Annotated in this window: 28 protein-coding genes; 16 read left to right on the forward strand and 12 right to left on the reverse strand. The window is 63.5% G+C overall.

From position 1 onward, the window contains the following. Window positions 1-211 precede the first annotated feature (211 nt). Entirely contained in the window at window positions 212-595 is a 384-nt protein-coding gene (locus ACFWYE_RS27505; RefSeq protein WP_379115286.1) for a DoxX family protein, read from the forward strand. 48 nt (window positions 596-643) lie between these two features. Here the strand turns inward: ACFWYE_RS27505 and ACFWYE_RS27510 are convergent, their stop codons facing one another. The 3 genes from ACFWYE_RS27510 to ACFWYE_RS27520 all read right to left on the reverse strand — a co-directional run bounded on the left by ACFWYE_RS27510 (window position 644) and on the right by ACFWYE_RS27520 (window position 2,044). Beyond that, on the reverse strand, window positions 644-850 hold the full coding sequence (locus tag ACFWYE_RS27510; protein WP_379063537.1) for a hypothetical protein: 207 nt from the start codon (window positions 848-850) through the stop codon (window positions 644-646). A 260-nt stretch (window positions 851-1,110) separates the two neighbouring features. Next, window positions 1,111-1,392 carry a hypothetical protein gene (locus tag ACFWYE_RS27515; protein WP_379115287.1) on the reverse strand — a complete coding sequence of 94 codons (282 nt, stop codon included), beginning with the start codon at window positions 1,390-1,392 and terminating at the stop codon, window positions 1,111-1,113. Window positions 1,393-1,408: 16 nt separating this feature from the next. Then, the gene (locus ACFWYE_RS27520; RefSeq protein ID WP_379115288.1) at window positions 1,409-2,044 is read right to left on the reverse strand and encodes a TetR family transcriptional regulator; all 636 of its coding nucleotides are present in this window, start codon (window positions 2,042-2,044) and stop codon (window positions 1,409-1,411) included. Between the two features lie 360 nt (window positions 2,045-2,404). Here ACFWYE_RS27520 and ACFWYE_RS27525 point away from each other — a divergent pair, with 360 nt between their 5' ends. Together ACFWYE_RS27525 and ACFWYE_RS27530 are read left to right on the forward strand one after the other, a co-directional pair. Next, entirely contained in the window at window positions 2,405-3,064 is a 660-nt protein-coding gene (locus ACFWYE_RS27525) for an O-methyltransferase (protein WP_379115289.1), read from the forward strand. A 336-nt stretch (window positions 3,065-3,400) separates the two neighbouring features. Next, window positions 3,401-4,267, forward strand: a complete 867-nt coding sequence (locus ACFWYE_RS27530; protein WP_379115290.1) for an SDR family oxidoreductase — start codon at window positions 3,401-3,403, stop codon at window positions 4,265-4,267. A 55-nt stretch (window positions 4,268-4,322) separates the two neighbouring features. Here ACFWYE_RS27530 and ACFWYE_RS27535 read toward each other — a convergent pair whose 3' ends face one another. Continuing rightward, a complete protein-coding gene (locus tag ACFWYE_RS27535; protein WP_379115291.1) occupies window positions 4,323-4,646 on the reverse strand; it encodes a hypothetical protein in 324 nt (107 codons plus the stop codon). A 237-nt stretch (window positions 4,647-4,883) separates the two neighbouring features. Here ACFWYE_RS27535 and ACFWYE_RS27540 point away from each other — a divergent pair, with 237 nt between their 5' ends. From ACFWYE_RS27540 to ACFWYE_RS27560, 5 genes are all read left to right on the forward strand, one after another. Then, window positions 4,884-6,395, forward strand: coding sequence for a hypothetical protein (locus ACFWYE_RS27540; protein ID WP_379115293.1), 1,512 nt, complete (start codon window positions 4,884-4,886; stop codon window positions 6,393-6,395). Between the two features lie 132 nt (window positions 6,396-6,527). Beyond that, entirely contained in the window at window positions 6,528-7,337 is an 810-nt protein-coding gene (locus ACFWYE_RS27545) for a phosphatase PAP2 family protein (protein ID WP_379115294.1), read from the forward strand. Window positions 7,338-7,352: 15 nt separating this feature from the next. Next, window positions 7,353-8,741 (forward strand): S8 family serine peptidase, encoded by a 1,389-nt coding sequence (locus ACFWYE_RS27550; protein WP_379115295.1) that lies wholly within the window; start codon window positions 7,353-7,355, stop codon window positions 8,739-8,741. A gap of 194 nt (window positions 8,742-8,935) precedes the next feature. Next, window positions 8,936-9,427 carry a hypothetical protein gene (locus ACFWYE_RS27555; protein WP_379115296.1) on the forward strand — a complete coding sequence of 164 codons (492 nt, stop codon included), beginning with the start codon at window positions 8,936-8,938 and terminating at the stop codon, window positions 9,425-9,427. Window positions 9,428-9,441: 14 nt separating this feature from the next. Next, entirely contained in the window at window positions 9,442-9,906 is a 465-nt protein-coding gene (locus tag ACFWYE_RS27560) for a hypothetical protein (RefSeq protein ID WP_379115297.1), read from the forward strand. A 96-nt stretch (window positions 9,907-10,002) separates the two neighbouring features. Here the strand turns inward: ACFWYE_RS27560 and ACFWYE_RS27565 are convergent, their stop codons facing one another. From ACFWYE_RS27565 to ACFWYE_RS27575, 3 genes are all read right to left on the reverse strand, one after another. Beyond that, window positions 10,003-11,016: an ABC transporter substrate-binding protein gene (locus tag ACFWYE_RS27565; protein WP_379115298.1), complete on the reverse strand. Its 1,014-nt coding sequence runs from the start codon at window positions 11,014-11,016 to the stop codon at window positions 10,003-10,005. A 138-nt stretch (window positions 11,017-11,154) separates the two neighbouring features. After that, entirely contained in the window at window positions 11,155-12,021 is an 867-nt protein-coding gene (locus ACFWYE_RS27570) for an ABC transporter permease (RefSeq protein WP_379063553.1), read from the reverse strand. A 10-nt stretch (window positions 12,022-12,031) separates the two neighbouring features. Then, window positions 12,032-12,811: an ABC transporter ATP-binding protein gene (locus ACFWYE_RS27575; protein ID WP_379115299.1), complete on the reverse strand. Its 780-nt coding sequence runs from the start codon at window positions 12,809-12,811 to the stop codon at window positions 12,032-12,034. A 96-nt stretch (window positions 12,812-12,907) separates the two neighbouring features. On the opposite strand from ACFWYE_RS27575, the gene ACFWYE_RS27580 reads away from it, so the two are divergent. Both ACFWYE_RS27580 and ACFWYE_RS27585 read left to right on the forward strand, forming a co-directional pair. Next, on the forward strand, window positions 12,908-13,573 hold the full coding sequence (locus tag ACFWYE_RS27580; RefSeq protein WP_379063557.1) for a response regulator: 666 nt from the start codon (window positions 12,908-12,910) through the stop codon (window positions 13,571-13,573). Continuing rightward, the gene (locus ACFWYE_RS27585; protein WP_379115300.1) at window positions 13,560-14,930 is read left to right on the forward strand and encodes a sensor histidine kinase; all 1,371 of its coding nucleotides are present in this window, start codon (window positions 13,560-13,562) and stop codon (window positions 14,928-14,930) included. The genes ACFWYE_RS27580 and ACFWYE_RS27585 overlap by 14 nt, the downstream gene beginning before the upstream one ends. Before the next feature lie 103 nt (window positions 14,931-15,033). Here the strand turns inward: ACFWYE_RS27585 and ACFWYE_RS27590 are convergent, their stop codons facing one another. From ACFWYE_RS27590 to ACFWYE_RS27600, 3 genes are all read right to left on the reverse strand, one after another. Then, the gene (locus tag ACFWYE_RS27590) at window positions 15,034-16,320 is read right to left on the reverse strand and encodes an alkyl sulfatase dimerization domain-containing protein (RefSeq protein WP_379115301.1); all 1,287 of its coding nucleotides are present in this window, start codon (window positions 16,318-16,320) and stop codon (window positions 15,034-15,036) included. A 160-nt stretch (window positions 16,321-16,480) separates the two neighbouring features. Beyond that, on the reverse strand, window positions 16,481-16,864 hold the full coding sequence (locus ACFWYE_RS27595) for a nuclear transport factor 2 family protein (protein ID WP_379063563.1): 384 nt from the start codon (window positions 16,862-16,864) through the stop codon (window positions 16,481-16,483). 176 nt (window positions 16,865-17,040) lie between these two features. Then, on the reverse strand, window positions 17,041-17,463 hold the full coding sequence (locus tag ACFWYE_RS27600; protein ID WP_379063565.1) for a helix-turn-helix domain-containing protein: 423 nt from the start codon (window positions 17,461-17,463) through the stop codon (window positions 17,041-17,043). Window positions 17,464-17,612: 149 nt separating this feature from the next. Here ACFWYE_RS27600 and ACFWYE_RS27605 point away from each other — a divergent pair, with 149 nt between their 5' ends. The 3 genes from ACFWYE_RS27605 to ACFWYE_RS27615 all read left to right on the forward strand — a co-directional run bounded on the left by ACFWYE_RS27605 (window position 17,613) and on the right by ACFWYE_RS27615 (window position 18,558). Continuing rightward, entirely contained in the window at window positions 17,613-17,906 is a 294-nt protein-coding gene (locus ACFWYE_RS27605) for a hypothetical protein (RefSeq protein ID WP_379115302.1), read from the forward strand. 126 nt (window positions 17,907-18,032) lie between these two features. Further along, complete coding sequence (locus tag ACFWYE_RS27610) at window positions 18,033-18,278, forward strand: hypothetical protein (protein WP_379115303.1); 246 nt, start codon at window positions 18,033-18,035, stop codon at window positions 18,276-18,278. Between the two features lie 97 nt (window positions 18,279-18,375). Then, window positions 18,376-18,558, forward strand: coding sequence for a hypothetical protein (locus ACFWYE_RS27615; RefSeq protein WP_379115304.1), 183 nt, complete (start codon window positions 18,376-18,378; stop codon window positions 18,556-18,558). A 211-nt stretch (window positions 18,559-18,769) separates the two neighbouring features. Here the strand turns inward: ACFWYE_RS27615 and ACFWYE_RS27620 are convergent, their stop codons facing one another. Continuing rightward, a complete protein-coding gene (locus ACFWYE_RS27620) occupies window positions 18,770-19,456 on the reverse strand; it encodes an alpha/beta hydrolase (protein WP_379063573.1) in 687 nt (228 codons plus the stop codon). A gap of 144 nt (window positions 19,457-19,600) precedes the next feature. Between ACFWYE_RS27620 and ACFWYE_RS27625 the strand changes: the two genes are divergently transcribed. Together ACFWYE_RS27625 and ACFWYE_RS27630 are read left to right on the forward strand one after the other, a co-directional pair. After that, window positions 19,601-20,617, forward strand: a complete 1,017-nt coding sequence (locus ACFWYE_RS27625; protein ID WP_379115305.1) for a GlxA family transcriptional regulator — start codon at window positions 19,601-19,603, stop codon at window positions 20,615-20,617. A gap of 328 nt (window positions 20,618-20,945) precedes the next feature. Beyond that, complete coding sequence (locus tag ACFWYE_RS27630) at window positions 20,946-21,230, forward strand: helix-turn-helix domain-containing protein (RefSeq protein ID WP_379115306.1); 285 nt, start codon at window positions 20,946-20,948, stop codon at window positions 21,228-21,230. Between the two features lie 48 nt (window positions 21,231-21,278). On the opposite strand, the gene ACFWYE_RS27635 is transcribed toward ACFWYE_RS27630, so the two are convergent. After that, complete coding sequence (locus ACFWYE_RS27635; RefSeq protein WP_379115307.1) at window positions 21,279-23,078, reverse strand: diguanylate cyclase; 1,800 nt, start codon at window positions 23,076-23,078, stop codon at window positions 21,279-21,281. A 376-nt stretch (window positions 23,079-23,454) separates the two neighbouring features. Between ACFWYE_RS27635 and ACFWYE_RS27640 the strand changes: the two genes are divergently transcribed. After that, entirely contained in the window at window positions 23,455-24,813 is a 1,359-nt protein-coding gene (locus ACFWYE_RS27640; RefSeq protein WP_379115308.1) for a glutamine synthetase family protein, read from the forward strand.

Consider the following 24,813-nt stretch of genomic DNA (forward strand, 5'->3'; position numbering starts at 1 on the left):
CAGGCCCTGTCCCTTGAAAATCCGGGCTGGATGAGGCCGCAACGGCAGGGTGTGGTCAATGTCCCAATTGGGACATAGCCGGACCTAGCAACGACGGTGCGCGGCGCGCCGTCACATTCGCTAACGCCGATCTCTCGACAAGTTCATTGTCGCGTTACAGCGCGCTCGCGTAAGCATCGCAGCGATATCTTCGGCCAAGGATTCCCGAGCCATGCAGCCGCAACTGCTCAGCATCATGCGCGTGGCGATCGCCCTGACATTTTCCCAGCACGCGGTGGTCAAGCTGCTTGGCTGCAGCAGCAACGCCTGCATTCCGCAACCCTTCACGCCGCTGTGGCTGAGCGGCATCGTGGAAATCATGCTGGGCTCGATGCTGCTGTTCGGCCTGGCTTCGCGTTCCGTCGCGCTTCTGCTGGCCGGCGTCACGGCCATCGCCTATATCACGACGCAGACGCAGCAGGGCTTCTTTCCATACCTCGACGACGGCAAGCTGGCGATCGTCTACGGTTTCGCGTTCCTGTATCTCGCCGTGGCAGGGCCCGGCCCGTGGAGCATCGACGGCATCACCGCGACCAGACCCGCGCGGGCGGGCTGAGGCTCTTTATCGCTTCCAGGGCAATCCCTCCTGCCCCGGGCGGCGGGATCACACTGCCCGCCTGCGGCTGTACCAATACACCGCCACGGCGATCGCCGCGGCGACTTCCAGCTGCGAAATGGTGAAGCCGAGCCAGACCGGTATGTTCAACGGTGATTTCGTGAACCCCTCGATAACTCCGAGAGGGAAGCTGACGATGAACGAGATGATGAAGTGGGCCACGGACCCGACAATGACTGCCCAGAAAATCTGCATGACAATCCCTCCGCGAGGCAGCTCAAACGAACCACATAGGCGAGGGAGCGGCAAGCCTTCAGATGTGACGGTGCCAGCAGAGGCGACGGGCCGGCGGGTTGAAATCCTCGACCGCGTTGCGAGATAGGCACAGTTGTCGCCCTCGGCGCGGGCTTTCCCCGTGGAGCATCGACGCCATCACCGAGACCAAACCAGCGCGGGCGGCCGGACGTCTCACGAAACGACACCATACCCGGGTCTCGACGCAGTTCAGGGCCTCGTCATCGGCCTGGCGACACATCCTCGACGAGCGCCATCTCCTGCGCCTCCAACGCGATTGAATGGCTGCGATAGCTGCCGTCGTCGTTCCAGCTCTTGCTGACCCATGGGTGACCGTATTCGTCGATCTCATCGACGGTAAAGACTTCGCCGATCATGGATGCGACATCGACCCGCTCATCCGGCGCAAGTCTGTCAAACCAGTCACCGGAAAGGCTGAGGATGCGCACGCGTGAGCCGATTGCAACGGGCCTTCCATTCCTGTCGACGGGCAGATCTGGCATCGGCTTCAATCCATTTTCACCCGCGCTTGTGCACGAGCGCCTCGAGATAGGCGCAGAACATGTCGGCCATGGCATCGGCATAGGTGTCGATCTCGGCAGCGCCGCGCGGACTCTCGGAGAACTCCTTGCCCAGCGCCGCCATGGTCGACAGGATCAGGTCGGCGGCGGTGTCGCGCGTGGCCTGCGGCACGTCCGGCAGCGCTTCCGCCATGAAGGCTTCGATGATGCCATCGCCTTCCGCTCTCGCCTCAAGCGCCTCGGGCGCGTCGCGGTAGAGCGGAGCGACGCTGGCCAGGGCAACACGCACCTCGGCTTCGTCGCACTCCGACCGGATGAAAGCCCGCACGAGTGTACGCAGGCGCTCGAGCGGCGGCCGGGCGCGATCCTGCAGGACGGTGCGCAGCATTCGCGTCGTCTGTCGCCACTCGTCGCTCTGCAGGCGAAACAGGATCGCGGCCTTGTTGGGGAAATACTGGTAGAGCGAACCGATGCTGGCGCCGGTGCGCTCCGCCACGCGCGCCATGGTGAAACGCCTGATGCCCTCCCGCGCCAGCACCTGGACGGCGGCCTCGAGGATCGCCGCCACCAGTTCGGCAGAGCGGGCCTGCTGCGGTTTCCTGGTCTGCGAAATCGTGGGGCGTCGTGGTGGCATGCCGGTCCTGACGATGAAGACCCGAACAGCTAGAGCATTTTGTAGCCAAGTGGAATCACTTGGCGTTACAAAAATGCGACGAAAACAAAAACTTAGAGCGTTTCCGCGTTTCCGTGAAAAACGGAAACGCTCTAGGCCCATGGCGGGCAACGCGCAAGGCCGCGCCAAATCTGAACATTCCAGCCACGCATGCGTCCGCAAGCATGCTCTGCGGGTCGTTCGGCGCCAGTTTCATTCATGAAACCAATCGGTTGGCTTCAATCCAGGATACCCCTGGTCAATGCGATTAGCGGGCCCGGCCGGCGCGTCGTACCTAAAGGCACCAGAACGAAGCTCAAGAAACATCGATCGGAGACCGACGTGAACACGTTGACCACAACCCCGCTGGCGCCTTTGCTGGAGCGCCTGTTCAGCGAGGCGGCGACATCCGGCTCGAGTGCGGCCAGCATCGGCAGTGCCGATCGGGCCCGGCTGTTCAACAGCAAGACCGAATATCTCGACCTCTACGGACGCATGAAGGACCTCTGGCTTCCCGTCTCCGAGAAGACCGGAACCCTGCTCTACATGCTGGCGCGGGGCAGCGGCGCCCGTTCGATCGTCGAGTTCGGTACCTCGTTCGGCATATCGACGCTGCATCTGGCGGCGGCGCTGCGCGACAATAGCGGCGGCCGGCTGATTACGACCGAATTCGAGCCGTCCAAGGTGGCGCGCGCCAGGCAGCACATCGAAGCCGGCGGCCTCGCCGACCTCGTCGAGATCCGCGAAGGCGACGCGCTGAAGACGCTGGCCGCCGATCTTCCGCAGGCGATCGACCTCGTGCTGCTCGACGGCGCCAAGGCGATCTATCCGGAAGTCCTCGGCCTGCTGGAGCCCCGGCTGAAGCCGGGCGCCATCGTGGTGGCCGACAATGCCGACATGTGCCCCGAATATCTGCAGCGCGTGCGCGACCCGGCGCAAGGCTATCTGTCCCTGCCCTTCGACGAGGATGTCGAGCTTTCGGTGTGGGTGGGTAGAGGCTGATCAAGTCACAGGCCGGGGCGCTGCTTGCCCCATCGTTCCGGCATGGATCCCCGACACTCTTCGCTTCGCTACGAGGTCGAGGATGACGAGGGTAATGAGCGCTTCGGCCAACCTCCAGCGCGATGATGACAATGAGCGCCGGCAGCTCATGAAGCCCGTCATCCTCGACCCCGGAGGGAGCAAAGCGACCGAAGGGTGTCGGGGATCCATGCCGGAACGGTGATGCCACCAAGGCCGGATCAAACTTCGGGCATGCGATGCGAAGCCGCGTGCCCCTTTCAACAGTCAATTCAACAGGCGGCACCCGTCGGGTGCGTGCAACGGAGAACCATTGCCATGCATGTATTCGTAACAGGCGCCACCGGCTGGGTGGGCTCGGCCGTCGTCGACGACCTGATCGAGGCGGGCCACACGGTGACCGGCCTTGCCCGCGATCCGGAGAAGGCGGCGGCGCTTGCCTGGAAGGGCGCGCATGTGGTTCGCGCGACGCTGGAAGACGATGACGCCCTGCGCGGCGCGGCCGCCGAAGCCGACGCGGTGATCCACACCGCATTTAACCACGACTTCTCGAGGTTCCTCGAAAGCGCGGCGCAGGACCAGCATGTGATCGGGATTCTGGGCAGCGCACTGGCCGGATCGCGGCGCCCGCTCCTGGTGACGTCGGGCCTGCTCGGGCTGCCGCGCGGCGCGACCGAGGCCGACATCCCCAACCCGGGGTCGCCCCGGAAATCGGAAGTCGCGGCGCGAGCGCTGGCCGAGCGCGGCATATGTGCGGCAACCGTGCGGCTGGCGCCGTCGGTGCACGGCCTCGGCGACTACGGCTTCGTGCCGCTGCTCATCCGCATGGCACGCGAAAAGGGCGTCTCGGCCTATATCGACGACGGTTCGAATGCCTGGGCCGGCGTATGCCGCACCGATGCGGCGCGCGTCTACCGGCTGGCGCTGGAACAGGGCGTGACCGAGCAGGCTTACCACGCGGTGGCCGACGAGAGCGTTCCGTTCAGGGAGATCGCCAAGGTGATCGGCCGCCGCCTCGGCCTGCCCGTCGAGCCGCGCCCGGCGGAGCATTTCGGCTGGTTCGCGCATTTCGCCGGCACCAGCATGTCAGCGTCGGCCGAGCAGACGCGCAGGCTGCTCGGCTGGAAACCGAAAGGTCCCGACCTCATCGCCGACCTCGACCAGCCCGGCTATTTTGCCGGGTGATGGAATGGGGCCGAACGACCCGTTCGGCCTTCTCATGTGACACGCATGTCCCGGCTCAGGCCGGCGCGACACGCATGACTTTCAGACTTCGGAACTCCGTCAGCATGATCGTCTCTTCCATCGTCAAGCGGGTCGCGATCATCCCATGTTGCCGACGGTCCGGCGAAGTATCCAGCGGATTTGATGTCGGGTTGACGTTGCAATCACGCCTGGCTGACGCTCGCGCAGTACGACGTTCCAGATATTCAACTGGACCAGTACTGGCGTGGAAAACCTGGGCTTGATGTACGATGCAGTCCCCCCGCCCGTCGCGCTTTCGATGCAGGGGCAGCATCCTCGCCTGCTTGAAGCGCCAGCCTGCGTATTTCCAGCCGTTCACACGCCAACATCCCTTGCCAGACAGTATCCAAATGATACGCTGAAGTATTCAGATAGCACGCAGGGGGCTGCGGGCGTGCACCGGGCGACGGTTAAGCTTTGCCTGAGAGGGCCGTTCCAGATGATGGGCGCCCATGGCGAGAATTTGACTCCACCCGGCCAGAAAGCACGTGCCCTCATTGCTTTGGTGGCCACAGCCGAACGGGCGCAACGATCCCGGGCCTGGCTTTGCAGCAGATTGTGGAGCGATCGCTCCCCTGCCCAGGCCTTCGCCAGCCTGCGCCAGACCCTCACAGAGATCCGCAAGTCGCTTGGTCCCTATGCGGAGCATGTGTTCAGGACAGACAGCTCGGTTGTCGCCCTGGACATGTCCGCGATCTGGCTGGACCTGCGCGATGGCGGCCAGGGGCCTGAGCAATCGCGTGGCGAGTTCCTCGAAGGCATCGACGTGCGCGACGGCGAGTTCGAGGACTGGCTCTCGGTCGAGCGCAGCCGCTGGGAAACCTCCAGGACTGCCGCGTCAGGGGCTTCGCCGGACACCGCGAACAGCGAATTTCCACAAGCACGGCCGATGCCGCTGCTGACCGCTTCAGTCGACCTTCTCGACACGGTGGTGGCTTCTGCGGACATGCGTGCGCAACATGCCGGCGACATCCTGCGTTCCATGCTGATCCAGCATCTTGCCGATCATGCACATCTGACCATCCGTGACCGCCAGGCGGCATGGACGGACTGGATGCCGCCCCGCTCCCCCCTGGCGGTACAGATCCAGGTCGCCGGCGACGGCTCGCCATTCCTGGCAACCTTGCGCATCCTCAACATCTATTCCTCGAGTGTCGAGTTCCAGGCCGAGGCACCGATGCCATACGGCCACATGGCCAGCAACGCCAATGCCGACCTCATCTCGAAAATCCACCTGCTGTCGGAGATGCTGCACCGCGCCATGCAACGCCTTGCGGAACGCATGGACTGGGACGGCCGCGAAGCGGCACGGCTTCTTACCTTCGTGGCGCTGGATGACATGTTCAGCATTTCGCCCGAACGCCTCGGGCGGGCCGAGGCTGCCCTGGTCCAGGCGGGCGCTGCCGAGGCAAGCGGCCAGAACCTCGCCTGGCGCGCCTATCTGTCGACGTTCAAGCTCGGACAGAAAATGCCGCGCTTTTCGGAAGCCAATGTGGCGGAGTCGGAAGCGCTGGCGCGGCGAGCCCTCGAACTCGACGGCCATAACCCGCTCACGCTGGCGCTTTGCGCGCATGTGTTCAGCTTCGTGCTGAAGGACCACGACCACGCGACCGATCTCTACGTCAAATCGCTCAGGCTCAACCCGAACCGGGCGCTGACCTGGGACCTGTTTTCGGTGCTGCACAGCTATGTCGGCCGGCCTGAAACCGGCCTGAAATGCGCGAAATGGGCTCGCGAGATCGGCGCCTACAGCCCCTATTCCTATTTCTACGACACCTCCTACTGCATGAACGCAGCGCTTGCCGGTCATCATGACGAGGCCGTCGCGTTCGGCATCAAGGCCTTGAACAGCAGGCCGAATTTCAGCCCGGCGCTGCGCTATCTGGTGGCCAGTGCAGGGCATCTGAGACAGCCGGACAAGGCAGCACTCTGGGCAGAGCGGCTGCTGCGGCTGGAGCCGGGGTTCACCGCCGAGCAGTTTCTGGGCAGGCAGCACCTGCGCCTCGACCGCAACCAGACGGACATGCTGCGGCAGGGATTCGACATGGCCGGTGTGCCGGCGCGCTGACGCAACCATTAGGGGGACATTTTGGAAATCTTCAACCGCATCCAGCTTCTTCTGAGTATGCCTGCCGAGGACTTCGGCATCGCGGACGGCATCTTTCGCTACAACGGAGGCGCAGACGGACAAGCCGCCACCGTGCTCAACCGCAACCGCAATCGCAATCGCAATCGGAACCGCAACAGGAATCGGAACCGCAATCGCAACCGGAACGGTGTCGTCGACGGGCTGATCGGCCCATCCGAGGTGCTCGTCCCCTACAAGGAACTGCTCCGCCTTCATCATGGCGAACAACCCTATGATCACGACCGCTGGACGCCGCAGGATGGTTACTCCGCGCCTTCGGAACCGACGCGGTTTGCCTGGGAGACCCACGTGGTCCTCGACATCCTGCCACCGCCCGGCCCAAGGGAAACCCGCGACGAGGCGGACTATCTGCTGACGCTTCAGCACAACGAAAAACTCCGCGCCGATCGTCTGGACGACATCATGCGCGAGGCAAACCTCAACCTCAGCGACCTGACCCGGCCGCTCGGCATCGAGGATATCGACGGCTACGGCTCGACCGAGGCGCTGCTGCTGACGGCGATACAGGTCACCGAATATGTCGGGCTGATCTTCAAGGACCGCTTCGGCCGCATCCGCCCCAACCAGTTCGACACCCGAATCCGCCCGGTGCTGCCGGTGCCGGCGCACTCATCCTACCCCAGCAATCACGCCTTCCAGACCTTCTCGGCAGCGCATCTTTTCGCGGTCATCCTGCCCGAACACCCGGCGGCGGAAGAACTCTTCCGCGTCGCGGCGCGCGTCGCCGAAAACCGGGAGATCGCGGGCCTGCATTACCCCAGCGACACCGAAGCGGGCAAAGACCTGGCGCGCAAATTCCTTCCTTTCCTCGTCCATGCCTGCCGCGACCTGATGTTCGACGCGCAGCGCGAGTGGCTCTAACAGAAAGCAACGGCAATGAACGACACCATCAATACCGCGACCAGCGCCGTGGCCGCGACGCCATTCCACGGCCTTTGGCATCTGCAGCAGATCAACTGGCTGGAGGGCCTCAAGAAGGCCTATGCGGGCGAATGCGCACCGTCGCGCGTCTTCCTGATCGATGTCGGCGTGCATCTCGGCCACCCCTATCTTGCCCGGGCGCTGGACAGGACGCTTGCCATCGATTTCAGCGCCTTCCCCTTCGGGCTCGCCTATTCGACGGCGGCGCAGAAAACCGCCTTCGACACCGGGCTGCCGGCCAGGCTGGGCCTGACCAGGGACGTCGCACAAACCGTCTCGGGGCTCATTGCCGCCGCCAATCAGGCGAGCCTAAAGACGCCGCTGCAAAGCGCCTATCACACGGCATTTCCGAGCCACGGCACGGCGTGCGCGGGGCTGATTGGTGCATGTCCGCCCAATCCCGCCGGCGGGCCTGTGACGATACCTTATTTCGGGGTCGACCCTTTCTGCACCATTGTTCCGGTGTCGACTTCGCTCAATCCGACGCCCGGCCAGCTCATCCTGGCACTGCTCTACGCCGTCCAGCACGAAGCGGACGTCATCCACATGCCGCGCGGGGTTTTCGGCGGATGGGATGATGATACCGGTCAATACGACAATCCCGGCCTCTCGCTGAGCAAGAACCTTGACGACAGGGCGTTGTGGGAAGCGTTCGAGGCGGTCATGTATACCGTATCGCGCGGCACGCCGATCATCTGCGCGGCGGGCAATTCGGGAGAAGCCGGGCTGGCCTATCCGGCGAGCCTCAGCCTCAGCGAAGGCGACAACGGCATCATCAGTGTCGGCGCGATCAACAATGCCGGCTATCGGTCTAGCTTCAGCAATTACGGCGAGGGGCTTTCGCTGACCGCGCCGAGCGACGACGCCAGCGTTTTCAACCGCTACCAGATCCGCATGAACAAGGCCGGCCGCCGTTACCAGTCGCACGACTATGCCGGATATGTCACCGCCGGCCTGGCGGAAGCGGATTATGGCCGCAACGCTCTCCTGACCACCGACATTCCCGGTCGGGCCGGCTATACCGGCTACAACCCGATGGGTGACGATGAGGACGACGACAGCTTCAGCCAGGCGCATGATCCGCTGCAGGGCATGTTCACGCTGTTCGGCGGCACGTCCGGGGCCTCATCGATCGTTGCCGGCGTCGCCTCGCTGATGGTGCGTCGGGCCAGGCTGCAAAACAAGAAACTCGACGGACCCGAGATCAAGGCGAAACTCATCGGCTCGTGCGGCCAGGCAAGCCTGAAGACCGACAACATGAACGGCGAGAATCCCCAGCCTTCGATCCAGCAGCTGTTCGGCGGCGGACAGGTGGATGTGGACAAGGCCGTCACGTCGGTTTGAGCGTCTCTTCTGGCAGCGAGCAGAGGGCGGCATCTTCGGATGCCGCCCGTTTTCATTCGCACCAGCAGCCCTCGGGACATCTCGGGCAATTTCTGACGCCGCTCTCGCGCCGCCATCACGCCGAGCGAACGGCATCCCGATAGGCTGATCCTCGCTTGGATTTTCAGGCAACCCCAAAGAGAGGAAAGACGACCATGGCAAAGAAACTGAGTTTCAAACGGAAGCTAGTCAACGCACGACCGTTCGAAAATGAAGCGCTGAATGTGATTGCTACGGAGGCCGGGATCGGAGGCTACTATCCAATCGAAAAGCTCGTGAACGGACGTCTGGAAGCACAGATGACCCGTCCAAACATTCCGGTCGGCACCAATACGATCGACGTTTTCTTCCTCCTCGAAAATCTCGCAGGCGATTTCGAAATCGAAATCGCCCTGCGAACGAGCGAAGGAGGTTGGCGCTACGGCGGTTTCATCTGGACTGCGGGCGACAAGTCCGCCAACCTGACCATCGAAAACGAGGTGGTCAACGGACACCACGTGCTGTCCTCCGTCATCAATGGCAACAAGATGCGCTTTATCTTCTCAAATGTAGTTTATCGCTATCAGCTCGAGGGAGAAGGCACATTGAACAAGATTCTCGATGTCTACACTTCCCGCAAGGGCCACAGGATTCCCGAGCCTGCCTGACGAGAGTCGCCATCTTGCAGATCCATACCGCTCACTCGTTTTGTGAGCAAATGAGGGCGATCGGACAAACCGGTCGTCCTCTGCCCATCAGCCCTGTCGAGCGCAGCATGCCGACCGATCCTCCCGAACAGCTTATGTTCCGCCGCGTACGTGCCGATGTACGCGCCATGCTGTTTGACGTCCTGCGGGAAACCAGACGCTGTAGCCCCTCCACCGACTCCGAACATATGATTCCCAAGAGCTCGCCGCCTTCGGGATGGAGGGAAAGAAGCGGGGCCAGCTGGGCCGGACTGTTGAAGACAGTCGAACAAAAACTGCGGTCTGTGAGAATGGAATATCGGGATCTGATCATGACGGCGACCGACGGTCACAAGACCTGGAACATGCCACTCACCGTCACTATTCATCTGATAACATCCAAGATCCTGGCGGCGAACAGTGCAGCGCGCGCCGCCACGCGCTTTCAAATCGACCGCTGACGTGTTTCGTCCCGCTCAGCTACACCGACCGACTGGGCAAAAAAATACCGCCGGAGGCATCCCTCCGGCGGGTTTTCACCGTTCAGGCGAAAGAGATCAGCTGCCCTGGCGGCCCGAGAGCTGCGGCACGAACATGTCACTCCAGCTGTCGGGCTTGACCTTGATGGTGCCGGCCCGGTGCATGAAGTCGGCGAACTGCATGACGCCGTTGGGCGTGGTCGCGAAGCGGGCGTCCTTGTCCTCGATCATCTCCTGCACGTCGGCCGGCTCGACCTTGGTCTTGGAGCCGCGGGCGAAGATCTCGGCCGCCAGCTTCTTGTCCCTGGCGATCAGCGCGTTGGCGTCGTCCATCGCGTCGATGAAGGCCTGCGTCATCTTCGGGTTGGCGTCGACGAACTTCTTCGGCGCGAAGGTGACGTCGAGCGTGATGTTGCCGAGATAGTCGACCGAATTCAGCACCGTGTGCACGCCGGGCGATTTCGCCTCGATGTACTGGAAGGGCGGCGAGGTGAAATGCGCCTTGATCTCGGTCTTGCCGCCGACGAGCGCCGCCACCCCTTCCGGATGCGGCAGGCTGACGGTGAGCGGATCCATCTTGGCGTAGTTCTCCTCGCCGAATTCCTTGGCGGAGATCATCTGCAGCACGACGGCGGCGAGCGAGGTCTTGATGCCCGGCAGCGCGATCTTGTCGCTGGGGGTGAAATCCTTCAGTGACTTCAGCTCGGGCTTGTTGCTGTTCAGCCAGAGCGACACCGAGCTCATGCCCGAGACGCCGACGACCTCGACGCCGGGAATGCCCCTGGCCTTCGACCAAAGCGTGATGAAGCCCGGCGCGCCGGTGCCGGCGAAATCGAGCGTGCCGGCCATCATCGCATCGTTGATGACATTGCCGCCGTCCAGCATCAGCCAGTCGACCTTGATGTCGCCGAGACCGGCCTCCTTGGCGCGCTTCTCGAGCAGCTTCTGGTCCTGCATGACGATGAGCGGCAGATAGAGGATGCCGAAGCCTTTCGAGATGCGCACCTCGCTGACCTCGGCCCGAGCGGGCATCGACATGGAAGCGATCGCGGCGGCGGCCAGTGCACCGCATAGCCAGTTCTTCAGGTTCATCCGTTCCTCCCTTGGATTTTGTAATTCAAATTGACGTCCAGATCAGGATGGCGATCAATTGAATCGCCCACCTGATCTAACCCTTTGCCGGAGCATGATCTTTTCCGGGAACCGGCTCCCGCTTCCCGGGATCATGCTCTAGTGCTGCATGCCCCAGCGGCGGATCGTCCGTTTTTCGATCGTGGCGAAGATGACGTATTCGACGAAAAGGCCGATCAGGATCACCGTGAACAGGCCGGCGAAGACATTGGCGGTTTCGAGCTGGTTGCGATTCTCGAAGATGAACCAGCCGAGGCCGCCCGAGCCCGAGGACACGCCGAAGACGAGCTCCGCCGCGATCAAGGTGCGCCAGGCGAAGGCCCAGCCGATCTTGAGGCCGGTCAGGATGGCCGGGAAGGCCGCCGGGATCAGCACGTAGCGCACCAGGCTCAGCCCGCGCAGGCCGTAGTTCTGGCCGACCATGCGCAGCGTGTTGGAGACCGAGCGGAAGCCGGCATGGGTGTTGAGCGCGATCGCCCACAGCACCGAATGCACCAGCACGAAGACGACGCTGCCCGAGCCCAGCCCGAACCAGATCAGCGCCAGCGGCAACAGCGCGATGGCGGGCAGCGGGTTGAACATCGAGGTCAGCGTCTCGAGCAGGTCGGCGCCGATGCGCGAGCCGATCGCCAGCGTGGTCAAAAGCGCCGCCAGCGTGATGCCGATGGAGTAGCCGATGACCAGAGTCTGCAGCGACACCATCATGCGCTGCGGGATGACGCCGTTGGCGATGTTGGTGACGAAGGCCTCGACGGTCTGGCTGAAGGTCGGAAACAGCAGGGGATTGCCGAGCCAGCGGCCATAGGCCTCCCAGGCCAGCGCCAGCACGGCCAGGATGATCGCCTTGCGCACGAAACCGATGCGGTAGATGCGCTCGAACGTGCCGATGGATTTGGCGACGACGGGGGCATCGCTGGACTGGACGTCGTGCACGATTTCCGCGCGCGGAAAGACAAGACTGGTCATGATCTACCCCTCAATGCGTCGCGAAAAGCATGTCGTTGATGCGGGTCTCGAGCGCGGCCTGCGAGCCGGTGCCGAGCGCGTCGGCGGGAATGCTGTTCAGCTCGGCGCGGACCTGCCCGGGATGCGGCGACAGAAGCAGGATGCGCGTGCCGACGCGGATCGCTTCCTCGATGGAGTGGGTGACGAACAGCACCGTGAAGCGGGTGTCGTCCCACAGGCGCAGCAGCTCGTCCTGCATCTTGCGCCTGGTCAGTGCATCGAGCGCGGCAAAGGGCTCGTCCATCAGCAGCACGTCGGGTTCCATCGCCATGCCGCGGGCAATGGCGACACGCTGCTTCATGCCGCCCGACAGCATGTGCGGATAGCTGTCGATGAACTTGGTCAGCCCGACCTTGTCGATGTAGGACCTGGCGCGCTCCCCGGCCTCCGCGGCGGAGGCCCTGCCGCTGGCGGTGAGCGCGAAGACGACATTCTGGCGCACCGTCTTCCAGGGCAGCAGCTGGTCGAACTCCTGGAACACCATCATGCGGTCCGATCCCGGCGTCGAGACCTCGCGCCCTTTCAGGCGGATATGGCCCTCGACCGGGTTCAGGTAGCCGCCGATCGCCTTCAGCAAGGTCGACTTGCCGCAGCCGGACGGGCCGAGCAGCACGAAACGATCGGACTGGTAGACATCGAAGGAAACACGCCGCGTGGCGGTGACCACGACATCGGGCGTCTTGTACTGGAGCGTCACACCTTCGACCGAAAGAATGGGCGCAAAGGTGCCTGTCGCGACTGGAGCGTGCATCGGTCCTCCCTGTTTACCTGTGCACATGCAGTGTCGGCCGTGTTATTAGCCTGGATTCCTGACTCCCACCTGACTCCGGCTAAGGATGACTGCCCATTGCGCGTGCTCGTCGTCGAAGACACCGCCGACATCGCCGAAGCCATCGTCATGCGGCTGGAGAAGATCGGCCACGCCGTCGACTGGGAAGCGAACGGCCGTACCGCGGCGGAGCTGCTCGAAGTGCAGGCGTACGACCTGGTGATCCTCGACCTGACGCTGCCGGGCGAAGACGGCATCCGCGTGCTGAAAGGCATGCGGGCCCGCAAGCTCTCGACACCCGTGCTGGTGATCACCGCCCGCTCCGCCGTCGACGAGCGCATCAGCGCGCTCGACCTCGGCGCCGACGACTATCTGGTCAAGCCGTTCGACTATGGCGAGCTGGAGGCACGTGCCCGCGCGCTGCTGCGGCGCAGTGCCGGGGCGAGCGACAACAGGCTGACCGTCGGACCGCTGGAGATCGACCGGGCCGGGCGCATCGCGACGCTGCAAGGACGTCCGCTGAATCTCACCCGGCGCGAGCTGACGGTGCTGGAGATCCTGGCCATCCGCCGCGACCGCATCGTTTCCAAGGAGGACCTGGTCGAGCAGCTGTTCAATTTCGACCAGGAACCGAGCCCCAACGCCATCGAGCAGTTCGTTGCCCGGCTCAGGCGCAAGCTGGGCGACACCTCGATCGAGATCAGCACCATTCGTGGACTGGGATACAAGCTTGCCACGGCGTGACCTTGGCCTTTCGCTGCATGTCCGCATCATCGCCGTGCTGTCGGCGGTGCTCGGTGGCGGCGCGATACTGCTCGGGCTCGCCGCCTGGCAGTCGACCTCGCTGGCGGCGCAACAGGCCTACGACCGGCTGCTGGCCGGAGGGACGATCCAGATCGCCGAGAACGTCTATGTCCAGGGCAATGTCGTCACCGTCGACCCGCCGGTCGCGGCAATCTCGACGCTCGCGGCCTACGACATGGTGTTCTACAAGGTCATCGATCCGCGCGGCGTGGTCGTTGCCGGCTATGAGGACCTGACCTCCCTGGCCAACAGCGAAGCCATCCGGCGCGGCGTGGTGATCGAGGATGGCCAGTACCAGGGCCGGAAGGTCCGCATCGCGACACTGGCGAAGCAGATCGAACACGCCTCGCCGGGCAGCTGGGCCACCATCGTCGTCGCCCAGACGGTCAATGCGCGGGGCGCGCTGGCGCGCGACCTCGCCACCAAGGCCTTCCTGGTCATCGGCGCGATGAGCGTGCTGGCGCTGCTCGCCGTCGGTTTCGCGGTGCGCTTCGCCCTGAAGCCGCTCGCCCAGATCGAACAGGAGATCACGCGCCGCCGCCCGGAAGACCTGCGCCCGATCCAGGCACGTCCGCCGCTGGAGATCCGCAACCTGGTCCACGCGATCGACGACTTCATGCGCCGGCTGTCGGAACGCATGGCGACCACCCAGCGCTTCATCGCCGACGCTGCCCACCAGATCCGCACCCCGCTCGCCGCACTCGACGCGCAGGTCGAGATCCTGTCCAGCACGCAGCCCTCCAGACGCCGGCAGGATACCGTCGATCGCATCCGCGAACGCACGACCGAACTCGGCCGCCTGACCGGGCAGTTGCTCGACCACGCCATGGTCATCCATCGCGCCGACGCCACGGCCCTCGCCCCGATCAACCTCAACACGCTGGCCAGGACGGTGCTGGCGACGGCGGTGCCGCTGGCACTGCCGCGCGAGGTCGAGGTGGTGTTCAAGCCGGCCGATGCGCCTGCCATCGTCGACGGCGACGCGGTGAGCATCCGCGAGGCGCTGGCCAATCTCATCGACAATGCGCTGACCCACGGCGCCAGGAGCCAGCTGGTGGTGGCCATCTCGATAGACGCCGCCACGGTGTCTATCGACGTGCTCGACGATGGCGACGGCTTCGGCAGGAACCCGCTCGACCTGGTGCGGCCTTTCGCCAAGGGCATGGCGTCGCACGGATCGGGCCTCGGTCTCGCCATCGCCGCGGACGTCGCCAAGGCGCATCACGGCGCGCTGCTGTTCGATCGCGACGGCGGCCTGACGCGCGTGCGGCTGCAGTTCAACCGCCGGACAGGCTGACCCAGCGCATTTTGCAGCCAGGCGAGAGCACTCGGCGCTACAAAATGCGGCGAAAACAAAAAGCCTGGAGCGTTTCCGCGTTTCCGTGAAAAACGGAAACGCTCTAGGCACTCCCCTCCAGGAACTGCGCCGTGGTCAGATAGTAGTTGCGGGCAGTGGCGTTGAGCTGGCGCTCGCCGAGTTCGGTCAGCGCGCGCGCCTTGAGTTGCCTCGCCGCCGTGTCGGCAGGGTCCAGCGCCAGCAGGCAGTCGGCCAGTTCGGCGGCCCACTGGAAATCGCCCGTTGCGATGGCCTGTCCGGCGCGGGCGAGCATCCCGTCCGGTCCGCCTGCCATCTCGATCATCCGGGCGGCGCGCCCGGCCGGCGGCAGCGGGTTCAGATTGGTGGCGTTGCCGTCGAACCAGCCGACATAGTCGGCATAGATGCCGCGCACGGCCCAGGCGACGCTGCCGTAATATTCCTGCAGATACGGGCTGGCGGCGAGTTCCGGCGACAGCCTGACCTCCTGCACGAGTTCGTCCGGCGTCCTGCCATGCCGGATTCCGGCCAGCGTCTGGTCGAGCACCGTGCTGATGCCGTCGCGGTAATCGGTCAGCGCCCTGTGGACCTCGTCCCTGCCGAGCACCGGGCGCATGTGCCCCTGCACCATGGCGTCGGCGTCGAGGGCGAGCATCCTGTCGAGGCTGGCGATCCAGCGCTCCGGCGGCCTGAGCTTGAGGCCGCGGATGGGCGACAGGTTCGGGTAGGATTTCAGGACATCGTCGCCGGGGATCAGGACACGCTTCGCGCCGATCCAGACCGCGATGTTCTCCGGCGACTCGCCCGGCGTGTGGATCAGCTGCATCACCACACCGGCCACCTCGATCGTCTCGCTGTCGCCACCGAAGGTGCGTGTCGGCGCCAGGAAGCCCTCTCGGGTGTGTGGCGTGACACGGCCATATTCGAGCTGCGTGCCCGCATTGATGAACAGCGCGTCGGGAAGCCTGGTGCCGAAGGCGTCACCGCCGTCGCGCGGGCCCCTGCCGAATTCGGGAGCGGCTTCAACCAGCGTGCGGTGGCTGTAGATGTCGGGCCCGTCGGCACCGGCAAAGACCGTCGCGCCGCCGGAGTGGTCGGGATGGTTGTGGGTGTAGATGATCGCCCGGACCGGACGCCTGAGGCGGCCGCCAAAAGCGTCCACGATGGCTTGCGCGTCGACGGGGTTGGCGGCGGTGTCGACGATGATCGAGCCGTTGTCGCCCTGGATCAACGTGACGTTGCTGGCCGAATACCCGACTGCTGCAAAGACGCCGTCGGCGACCGCGATGACCTCCCTGCGGAACTCGACGGAGCTCGCCCGCAACTGTTCGCGTCCGGCGAATTCATCGGCGGGTGGCGTCAACGTGGCCATGAAAGCTGATCCTTCCTCGTGCAACGCGACATGCTAAAGCATCTGCTGCCCAGATTGGATTGCCACTCCTGACGAATGGGGCAGGAGTGAAGGCAGGGCGCCTAATCTCGGTCCACAACCTCGCCACCGCGATCTGCGTCCGGACAGGCGTCTTGCAACCTCAGTTCGTCGCGAGGTGAAGTCGCGGTTGCCCCATCTTGAACCATGCCTTGGTAATCTTGCCACCGCTCACTTCATAGATGCAGACAACATCGACCTCACCTGCGCCCTCCGGAAATGTCCGCGTGACGGTTTCATGGTCGATGACAAGATTGTCGAGCGCGATCCGCGACAGCAGGTGGCCATGCAGATCGGGCTCCTTGAACCGTTCGATGTGCCGGGCACGAATTGCCGCCGTGCCCTCGGCGAGCAATGTGGAGGGAAAAGCGAAATACTGGCAATCCTCTGCCCACCACTGCATGAAAGCGTCGATGTCACGGGCGTTGTAGGCCTCCAGCTGTCCCTGCACAGGCAGGGTCGGGTCGATATCCTTGGAGTCCGTCATTGTTTTTCCCTGCGCCTGCGGTTCACCGAACGTGCCGGCAAACAGTGCATGCTCTATCGGCGGCCATCGTTTCCACGAGTGGATAGTCGCCATCGAATGTCGAAAACGTAAAGATGCCGCAGTCCGTCGCCGACACCACAACAGGCATGTCGCCAGCGGCTGTGACAATTTGAAGGCTATCCGGCATTCGGACGCGACAGCTGCAGTTGCAGCATCTGGAGCAGCCCCGCCGTATCGGACGGGCTGCCGATCAGCACGATTTTCATGGTTGCCGTGGCAGGATCGAAGGCGGTGCTGAGATGCAAGGCAGGCGTGGAAGCATCCCCTGTCATGGCGGCAGCACCGAGGAACGTCGCCAGCCGCTCGGCGCGCTGCAGCGTGATATCGGGAATGTCAACGACACAGGTCGCCCGCACGTCGCTTGTCGCGTGACCGCTCGCCACCCCAGCAAAGGCATCCAGCCTGGCCTGCTCGATGCGATAGGATTTTCCGATGCGTGTCGCCGGCAGGCGTCCGTCGCGGATGTAGCGGATCACGGTCTTGGGGTGCAGCTTCAGCTGTTCGGCGGCCTGATCGACGCTGAGAAGGGTTTCGGTCATGCTCCAAATTGCCCCTTAAAATTCTATATTAGTCTAATATATAGTATTATATGTAGCAATACGACTCACCCATGCAAGCCAAATGGAGAAACCCGGTGCCGGCAAGCGATCACATGAAAACCCGCCTGCGGACCGATCTGGTCGCGGCGATGAAGCTGGCCAGCAAAGGCGAAGCGACAATCCTGCGCGAGCTGATTGCCGCGCTCGACAATGCCGAGGCAGCCCCCGTGCGCCGGGATGAACCGTCCTATCTCCAGCATGACTTTCTCAGCGGCGCGGCGGAAACCGAAAGGCTGCTGCTGAGCAGGCAAGAGGTGCACGACATACTGCTCAAAGAAATTGAAACCCGTGAGCAGGCTGCCGCCGAGTACGTTCGGCTGGGCAGAAGCGCCGATGCCTTGCTGGCCGAGGTTGCAGTGGCAAGGCGCTATCTGAAGGACTAGAACCCGCAAAGCCGATCACATCCTGCCGTAAAGAACCGAGCCTGTCACAAGCCGCTCCACCGCACCATGTCGGCGTAATGTTCCACGATCATCTTGTGGACCTGTGCAAACGACGGCGAGGATCCGATGAACAAACCCTGGTTCCGGGTGAAGAAATACGGCTATGGCGCCGGCCTGCCCTATGGATGGCAAGGCTGGACCGTCATCGTCCTCTATGCCGTCGCGGTCATCTGTGTCGCGTTGTCCGGCACCAGCGAAGACCATCCCTGGCGCTATCTTATGATTGTCACGCCGCTGACCGCGATCGTCGTCTTCGTGGCCTGGGTCAAGAGCGACCGGCCCTGGCGCTGGAGGAACGGCGACGACGACTGAAATACCCTGCTCCCGAGCGCCGAAATACGGCATCTGCCGTATTTTTCCGTCCCCGGCCTGCCGCTAGTTTCCCGATAAGATCGGCGGGGAGTGGATCGTGGCGCGCAGATTTCGTCGGAAGCGACTTGTTCCATGGGCAACACTCGCCATCCTCGGGCTGTCCGTCGTGGCACTGGACCTGAAGTCCCGGGATCACCCGACAACGGGCCTTGCGTCGATCGATGGCCTGCGGCTGGAGGACGATGGCCGTGTGGCACGGGACATGGATCTGCCCCGCTGAACGCACCCCGGAACAGTCGCTCGACAGCGACCTGATGCCCGGCACATGAACCTCGGAACGTTGGCAAGGATCATGCGCCAAATGCCGGAAATCCATGAACCCTTCCGAAAAAGGCACATGGTTCCAGGCCCCACCGTACAGGCGGAATTTTCGTCTGTATGGTTGCCGAACCGGGCCTGGACGGTCCCGGTTCGGCTCGCTTGACGCAACGTCAGATCGACCGCGCGGCCTCCACGATCAGGCCCGTCACCTCCTTGGGCTGCGATGCCAGCGAGGCATGGCTGCTGGCGAGGGTGATGATCTTCTTCGCGTTCATCCGCGACGACATCATGGTCTGGTTCTGCGGATTGATCATCCGGTCCTCGCTGGAGATCTGGTACCAGCACGGCTTCGTCTTCCAGGCGGGCGCGGTGATGGTGTCACCGAAGGTCGAACCGAGCGGCGCCTTCTGCGTGACCGCCATGACCAATGCCTCATCCGCCGTCAGGTCCTGGCAGAAGCTCTGGTGATACTGGTCGGGCTTGATCCAGAGATAGCCGTCGCTGTCGGGCACGACGTTGGCGATTGCCGCGGGGGGATTGCCCTGGGTGATGCCGCCCGGGCTTTCGCCGGCATCCGGCGCGAAGGCTGCTATGTAGACGAGACCGGCGACGTTCGGCTGGTTCCCCGCCTCGGTGATGACGGCGCCGCCATAGGAATGGCCCACCAGAAGGACGTCTCCCTTCTGCTGCGCGATCATCTGCTTCAATCGGCCGGCGTCGTCCGCCAACGACGTCAGCGGCACTTCAACAGCATGCAGATCCGAAAACCCCTGTCTGGACAGTTCCACGATCACCTTGGCCCAATGGGCGGCGCCGCCCCAGAAACCATGGACGAGAATGATTGCAGGCATGGTCATGCTCCTCGTTTTGTTGCATCCGGCAGGCTAGGTACCCGCATCGTTGACGACAATGGCCCGATGGGCAATTGTCGATCGGATCGGGCCAACAGCATGCCGACGACAACACTATAGGGCACACGCTACGAAGAGGTGACGGCCAGGATGCCGGAGGGAACCGGTCAGCGCATCAAAATGGCGGTCGTGGCCTATGAAGGCGTGCGGCCTTTCCAGCTCTGCGTGCCTTGCGAGATCTTCGGCGAGATGCATTGCGACGGGGTCGACAGCGAGCTTTGGGTGTGTGCCCTCGATGACGGTCCAGTGCATACCAGCGCCGGCTTCGACATCGACACCGGCCATACGTTGCCCGATCTGCTCAGGGCGGATGTCGTTTTCGTTCCGAGCTGGCAACTTCCCTACCAGTCTCCGCCGCAACGCCTTGTCGAAACGCTCGTCGCGGCGCACGCCAACGGTGCAGTCATCGTCGGCCTGTGCCTGGGTGCCTATGTCGTCGCCGAAGCCGGGCTGCTCGACGGCAGGCGCGCCACCACGCATTGGGCGTTCTGTGACGATTTCCGCCGCCGCTTTCCCGCCGTGGAACTGGATGAGAACGCGCTTTATGTGGACGAAGGCACGGTCGTCACCTCCGCCGGCGTGACGGCAGGTGTCGACTGCTGCCTGCACATCGCACGGCGCTTCTTTGGCCCGCAGAACGCCAACCGCATCGCCCGCAACGTTCTGGCCCTGCCGCACCGGGCCGGCGGACAGACGCAGTTCATCCGGCGGCCCCTGGCCGACGCCCCACACGATGTCCGCCTCAAGGAAACGGTCGAGGAGATCGCGCGGCACCTCGAGCGCAAATACAGCATCGATGCAGTCGCCGCGGAATTGCGGATGAGCCGCCGCAGCTTCACCAGGCTTTTCCAGCAGTCGATGGGATCGAGCTTCAACAGCTGGCTCACCGATCAGCGCCTGGCGCTGGCGCAGCGCCATCTCGAAACGGGGAACCGGTCCATCGAGCAGATCGCGCACGAGACGGGCTTCGGCAGTGTGGTGACCTTCCGCGCGAAATTCCAGGACCGGCTCGGCGTCAGCCCGACCGAATGGCGACGGTCGTTCCGCATCGCAGGCGGCGGGACCGTTGCAAGCTCCGTGGTTGCGCCACCCGCGCCGATTTCCTGAACCGATTTGGAAACATTGCGGGCTGAATGGCCTTGACCAATTCTTCAACTAAAGATTGTATAGTGAACGGAATCACAACCTGAAGAATCACCCGCAACATGTTCATGAACGGGCTCAGACAGGGGGCTGTCAAGCACGTTCGTGCAAAGAGGCTGCAAAGGCTTCCCGCCGAAGTCCTGTGCAGCCTCAGCCTCCTCCCCGGCCACATTCCCCGGGGAGGAGGTCATCACAACATCGCACATCGCAACCGCCCCCGATGGAGCCGGATCGACGGCGCCGCAAAGGTTGCGCAGGATGGATCGGCGGCCGGGCTTGGGGGACATGTGAAATGGACGTAGCTGTTCAATGGAAATACCGGCGGCTGCTCGCCAGGAACCTGAAGAAGTATAGGACCGCGAGAGGAATCGACCAGCCCGGCCTCGCCCTGGAGGCAGGACTCAGCCGTCGCTGCGTCGGCGGACTGGAGCGCATGGAGAGGACGCCGACACTCGACATGATCGTCGTGATCGCGGCAGCCCTGAAAATCGAGCCGCACATGCTGATCGCGCCGGACAGCGATGCGAGGCAGGACGCGGAGGTTGCGTCGTCAAACCCGGACAGGCTTGACCCGTGAAGAGCCGGTTACGCAATTCCGAGCGGAAGCCGTGATCGTCACGCCTCATCACGCCATGGAGCCGGGAACTTCGACGCGATTGCGCCCACGCTGCTTGGCCAGATAGAGAGCGGCGTCCGCGGCTTCCAGCAGGCCGAGATCCAGCTCATCGCACAGCGGTCTCGAAGCGGCGACGCCGATGCTGACGGTCACGATGCCGTACGGGCTTTCCGTGTGCGCCATGTTCAGATCCGCTATCGCCGACAGCACCCTGGCTGCGACCTTGCGCGCATGGGCCTCGTCGGTGTTCGGCAGGATGGCCACGAATTCCTCACCGCCGAACCGCGCGCAGAATTCGCCCTCCCGTTTCAGCGCTCCGCGGATGGTGCTGCCGATGACGACGAGACACTCGTCACCGGACTGGTGGCCGAAGGTGTCGTTGAACTGTTTGAAATAATCCACGTCGATCATCAGGATCGACAACGACGCTTTCGCGGCGAAGGACCTGTTCCACTCGGCCCTGAAATATCTGTCGAACGCGCGACGGTTCGGCAGTTCCGTCAGTGGATCCGTTTCCGACAGTCTGCTCAAGGCACGCTCATGGCGCCGCTGCTCGGTGACATCGCGCATCGAACCGATCACAATCGTCGCTTTTCCGGCGCTCGATGTCTGGACGATCGCCTCGAGTATCTTTTCACGGCCTTTCGCGTCGATGATCCGAAAATCCACCGAAACGGGTTTTCCGGTCCGGATGACCCGAAAGGCGGTCTTGTATATCTTCTTGACGTCGCCCTTGGCGACGTAGTTCTTCCAGCCTCGCATCTCGGCCGTCTGCAGCGGCACCCCGAGCACCTCTCCTATGGACGGAGAGATGAACAGGATCTTGCCGTAGGAATCCGCGGCAAAGACGATGTCTCCGGAGCGCTTGGCCAGCATTTCGTAGATGTTGGCATTGGCGAGCTGCAGCTGGTGATGATGCAGCCGTTCCCCCAGCAGCCCCGCATACAGGACCACGGTACAGAAAATCGCCAGCGCGTAGATCTGGCACATGACGATCGGATCAAAACGGCTCAGCGATGCCAGCGCGATGAACGGGCCGTCGTCCAGGATCGTCGCGGCAATCGAGGCCGTCACGAACAGCGCGAGGCAGACCAGCGACGCCGTTGTCCCCGACACATACAGCACGACGACAAGGACAGGGGCGACAAGAAAAATGGGAAGGATGTTGTCCTGCACCGCGATGGCACCAAACAGCGCCGCGACAACCGCGATGACACCGAGCGTCGTCAGCATCTCGCGCCAGTCAGGCAGGTGGCGCAGCCTCACGGAACCCAACCGCAGCAATGTCGTGGTTACGACCACGACACTCAGGGCGTCGGAGATGAACCAGGTGACGACCGTCATCAGCCAGGCATTGCCGGTGGCGGGAACGATCCCGGCGATCGTCGCCAGAGGCGCGCCAAGCAGCGCGTTGACGCCCGGAGCGATCAACCCGGACGAAACCACGAACAGCAGCCATGGCCTCAGGCGGTCGTCGCGCCCCTTGATCCAGTCCGGCTCGTTCCTGAGAACCCAGGCCGACCAGGTTGCAACGGCACTTGTGATGGCAGTTGCCCCGATTGCAAGGGTCGGCGGCACGGCAAGGAACAGCATCGTCACGGCCGCGGCAAGAAACATCGCAAGGATATATGCACGGCTTCTTTCCGTCAGCGTCAGTACTGCTATCTGAAATCCGAACGATAGCCAGACAGCTGCGATATTTCCTTCATCTTTGAATAATCTAAGCGAAATAAATATAAGTATACACAACAAAGCGCATGAATATACTACGCCGAATAAATATGACAAACGCCTGACTGAGACGGTCATTACTCACCGCTATATTCGCGAATCCTAATTTTCCCTCTATATTAAATGTACATCGTCAACCCCTGAGTGTGAATAGGACGCTATCCACAACCACACCAGGTCGTTATCCAGATGGATGGTTCACGCCGGTCCTGGCCATCCGGAGCACGCGGCTGCCGACGCCTGCGCCAAACGATCCCCGACACGGATGGCTTGCGGCCGATGCGGCAGGCATGGCAACACATACGGGCGCGGTTCCGCGCAGCCAATTCAGGCCAACCATCCCAGGAGGATATCATGAAGATCGACGACCGGCGCCCACGCCCTGGCCCCTTGCCCGCCAACCTGCTCGCAATCTCCGACAAGATTTCAGATTGGCGCATAGAAGTGGTGGGACATGACTGATACGGCAAAGTGGCTCGAACAACAGGCGATCTCGGAAGTCGAGTGCCTGGTACCTGACATGAATGGTGTGTTGCGCGGCAAGATCGTGCCTGCACCGAAACTCCTGGCGGCACCCAACGACGCCGCGATCATGCTGCCGAACAGCGCCTTCATGGTGGCGGTGACCGGCCATTACACAGGCGCCATCGATGACGAAAGCGCCTACCAGGATGCCGACATGCGGCTCCAGCCCGACCTGACCAGCCTTTGCCCGGCGGCGGCAACCCGGCCCGGCCCAGCACCAAAAAGGGCCTATGTCTTCTGCGACGCCTTTGCCCAGGACGGCACGCCGTGGCCTTCCGCGCCGCGACAGGTGCTGAAGTCGGTGATCGCGCTCTACGAGGCGCGCGGCTGGCGACCGGTGATGGCTCCGGAGCTTGAATTCTACCTGACAGCCCCGAACCCCGACCCGAACGTGCCGCCCGGCGCGCCCGTCGGCATCTCCGGCCGCGCCGAAACGTCGCCGGCCCCCTACGACATGGAAGCGCTCGGCGAGTTCCAGCCGATCATCGACGCCATCTACCGCCAGGCGAAAATCATGTCGCTGCCGCTGGACACGATGATCCACGAGACTGGCGCCGGCCAGCTCGAGATCAACTTCAAGCATGGCGACCCGTTGCGGCTTGCCGACCAGGTGCTTCTGTTCAAGCGGCTGGTGCGGCAGGCGGCGCGCGAGCACGGGCTGGCGGCCACCTTCATGGCCAAGCCGATCGCCGAGCAGGCGAGCAGCTCGATGCACCTGCACATGTCGGTGGTCGATGCGGCGAGCGGCCTCAACCTGTTCGCCGACGAGGACGACGGCGACAGCGCGCTGTTCTCGCAGTTCATCGGCGGGCTGCAGACCTATGTGCCGCAGGCCATGCCGCTGTTTGCGCCCAATGTGAACTCGTTCCGCCGGCTGAAGCCGGGGTTCAGCGCGCCCAACAATGTCGAATGGGCGCGCGACAACCGCACCTGCGGCCTGCGCGTGCCGGGTTCGAAACGCATCGGCCGGCGCGTCGAGAACCGGCTGCCGGGCGCAGACGCCAATCCCTATCTCGCCATGGCCGGATCGCTGCTGTGCGGCTATCTCGGCATCGAGGAGGGGCTGGAACGGCGGGCGGAAGCACCGGCCAATGCCTACAGGATCAAGCCCGACCTGCCGCGCACGCTGGAGGATGCGCTGGCGCGCCTCGATGGTTGCGAGCCGGTGCGCCGGCTGCTCGGCCAGAGCTTCACCAACGCGTTCCTGCGCCTGAAGCAGGTCGAGCTCGACAACTTCCAGGGCGTCATCACCGCCTGGGAGCGTGATCGCCTCTTTGCGAGGGCGTGA

This window comes from Mesorhizobium sp. NPDC059025, from assembly GCF_042739655.1.
GTDB lineage: Bacteria > Pseudomonadota > Alphaproteobacteria > Rhizobiales > Rhizobiaceae > Mesorhizobium.

What these genes read in the sequence shown, in the direction of transcription:
- ACFWYE_RS27505 (WP_379115286.1), top strand. Translation starts at nt 212, where the DNA reads ATGCAGCCGCAACTGCTCAGCATCATGCGCGTGGCGATCGCCCTGACA.
- ACFWYE_RS27640 (WP_379115308.1), top strand. Translation starts at nt 23,455, where the DNA reads ATGACTGATACGGCAAAGTGGCTCGAACAACAGGCGATCTCGGAAGTC.
- ACFWYE_RS27630 (WP_379115306.1), top strand. Translation starts at nt 20,946, where the DNA reads ATGGACGTAGCTGTTCAATGGAAATACCGGCGGCTGCTCGCCAGGAAC.
- ACFWYE_RS27510 (WP_379063537.1), bottom strand. Translation starts at nt 850, where the DNA reads ATGCAGATTTTCTGGGCAGTCATTGTCGGGTCCGTGGCCCACTTCATC.
- ACFWYE_RS27590 (WP_379115301.1), bottom strand. Translation starts at nt 16,320, where the DNA reads ATGGCCACGTTGACGCCACCCGCCGATGAATTCGCCGGACGCGAACAG.
- ACFWYE_RS27620 (WP_379063573.1), bottom strand. Translation starts at nt 19,456, where the DNA reads ATGACCATGCCTGCAATCATTCTCGTCCATGGTTTCTGGGGCGGCGCC.
- ACFWYE_RS27625 (WP_379115305.1), top strand. Translation starts at nt 19,601, where the DNA reads ATGCCGGAGGGAACCGGTCAGCGCATCAAAATGGCGGTCGTGGCCTAT.
- ACFWYE_RS27515 (WP_379115287.1), bottom strand. Translation starts at nt 1,392, where the DNA reads ATGCCAGATCTGCCCGTCGACAGGAATGGAAGGCCCGTTGCAATCGGC.
- ACFWYE_RS27575 (WP_379115299.1), bottom strand. Translation starts at nt 12,811, where the DNA reads ATGCACGCTCCAGTCGCGACAGGCACCTTTGCGCCCATTCTTTCGGTC.
- ACFWYE_RS27570 (WP_379063553.1), bottom strand. Translation starts at nt 12,021, where the DNA reads ATGACCAGTCTTGTCTTTCCGCGCGCGGAAATCGTGCACGACGTCCAG.
- ACFWYE_RS27605 (WP_379115302.1), top strand. Translation starts at nt 17,613, where the DNA reads ATGAAGCTGGCCAGCAAAGGCGAAGCGACAATCCTGCGCGAGCTGATT.
- ACFWYE_RS27520 (WP_379115288.1), bottom strand. Translation starts at nt 2,044, where the DNA reads ATGCCACCACGACGCCCCACGATTTCGCAGACCAGGAAACCGCAGCAG.
- ACFWYE_RS27530 (WP_379115290.1), top strand. Translation starts at nt 3,401, where the DNA reads ATGCATGTATTCGTAACAGGCGCCACCGGCTGGGTGGGCTCGGCCGTC.
- ACFWYE_RS27610 (WP_379115303.1), top strand. Translation starts at nt 18,033, where the DNA reads ATGAACAAACCCTGGTTCCGGGTGAAGAAATACGGCTATGGCGCCGGC.
- ACFWYE_RS27635 (WP_379115307.1), bottom strand. Translation starts at nt 23,078, where the DNA reads ATGACCGTCTCAGTCAGGCGTTTGTCATATTTATTCGGCGTAGTATAT.
- ACFWYE_RS27600 (WP_379063565.1), bottom strand. Translation starts at nt 17,463, where the DNA reads ATGACCGAAACCCTTCTCAGCGTCGATCAGGCCGCCGAACAGCTGAAG.
- ACFWYE_RS27555 (WP_379115296.1), top strand. Translation starts at nt 8,936, where the DNA reads ATGGCAAAGAAACTGAGTTTCAAACGGAAGCTAGTCAACGCACGACCG.
- ACFWYE_RS27595 (WP_379063563.1), bottom strand. Translation starts at nt 16,864, where the DNA reads ATGACGGACTCCAAGGATATCGACCCGACCCTGCCTGTGCAGGGACAG.
- ACFWYE_RS27565 (WP_379115298.1), bottom strand. Translation starts at nt 11,016, where the DNA reads ATGAACCTGAAGAACTGGCTATGCGGTGCACTGGCCGCCGCCGCGATC.
- ACFWYE_RS27550 (WP_379115295.1), top strand. Translation starts at nt 7,353, where the DNA reads ATGAACGACACCATCAATACCGCGACCAGCGCCGTGGCCGCGACGCCA.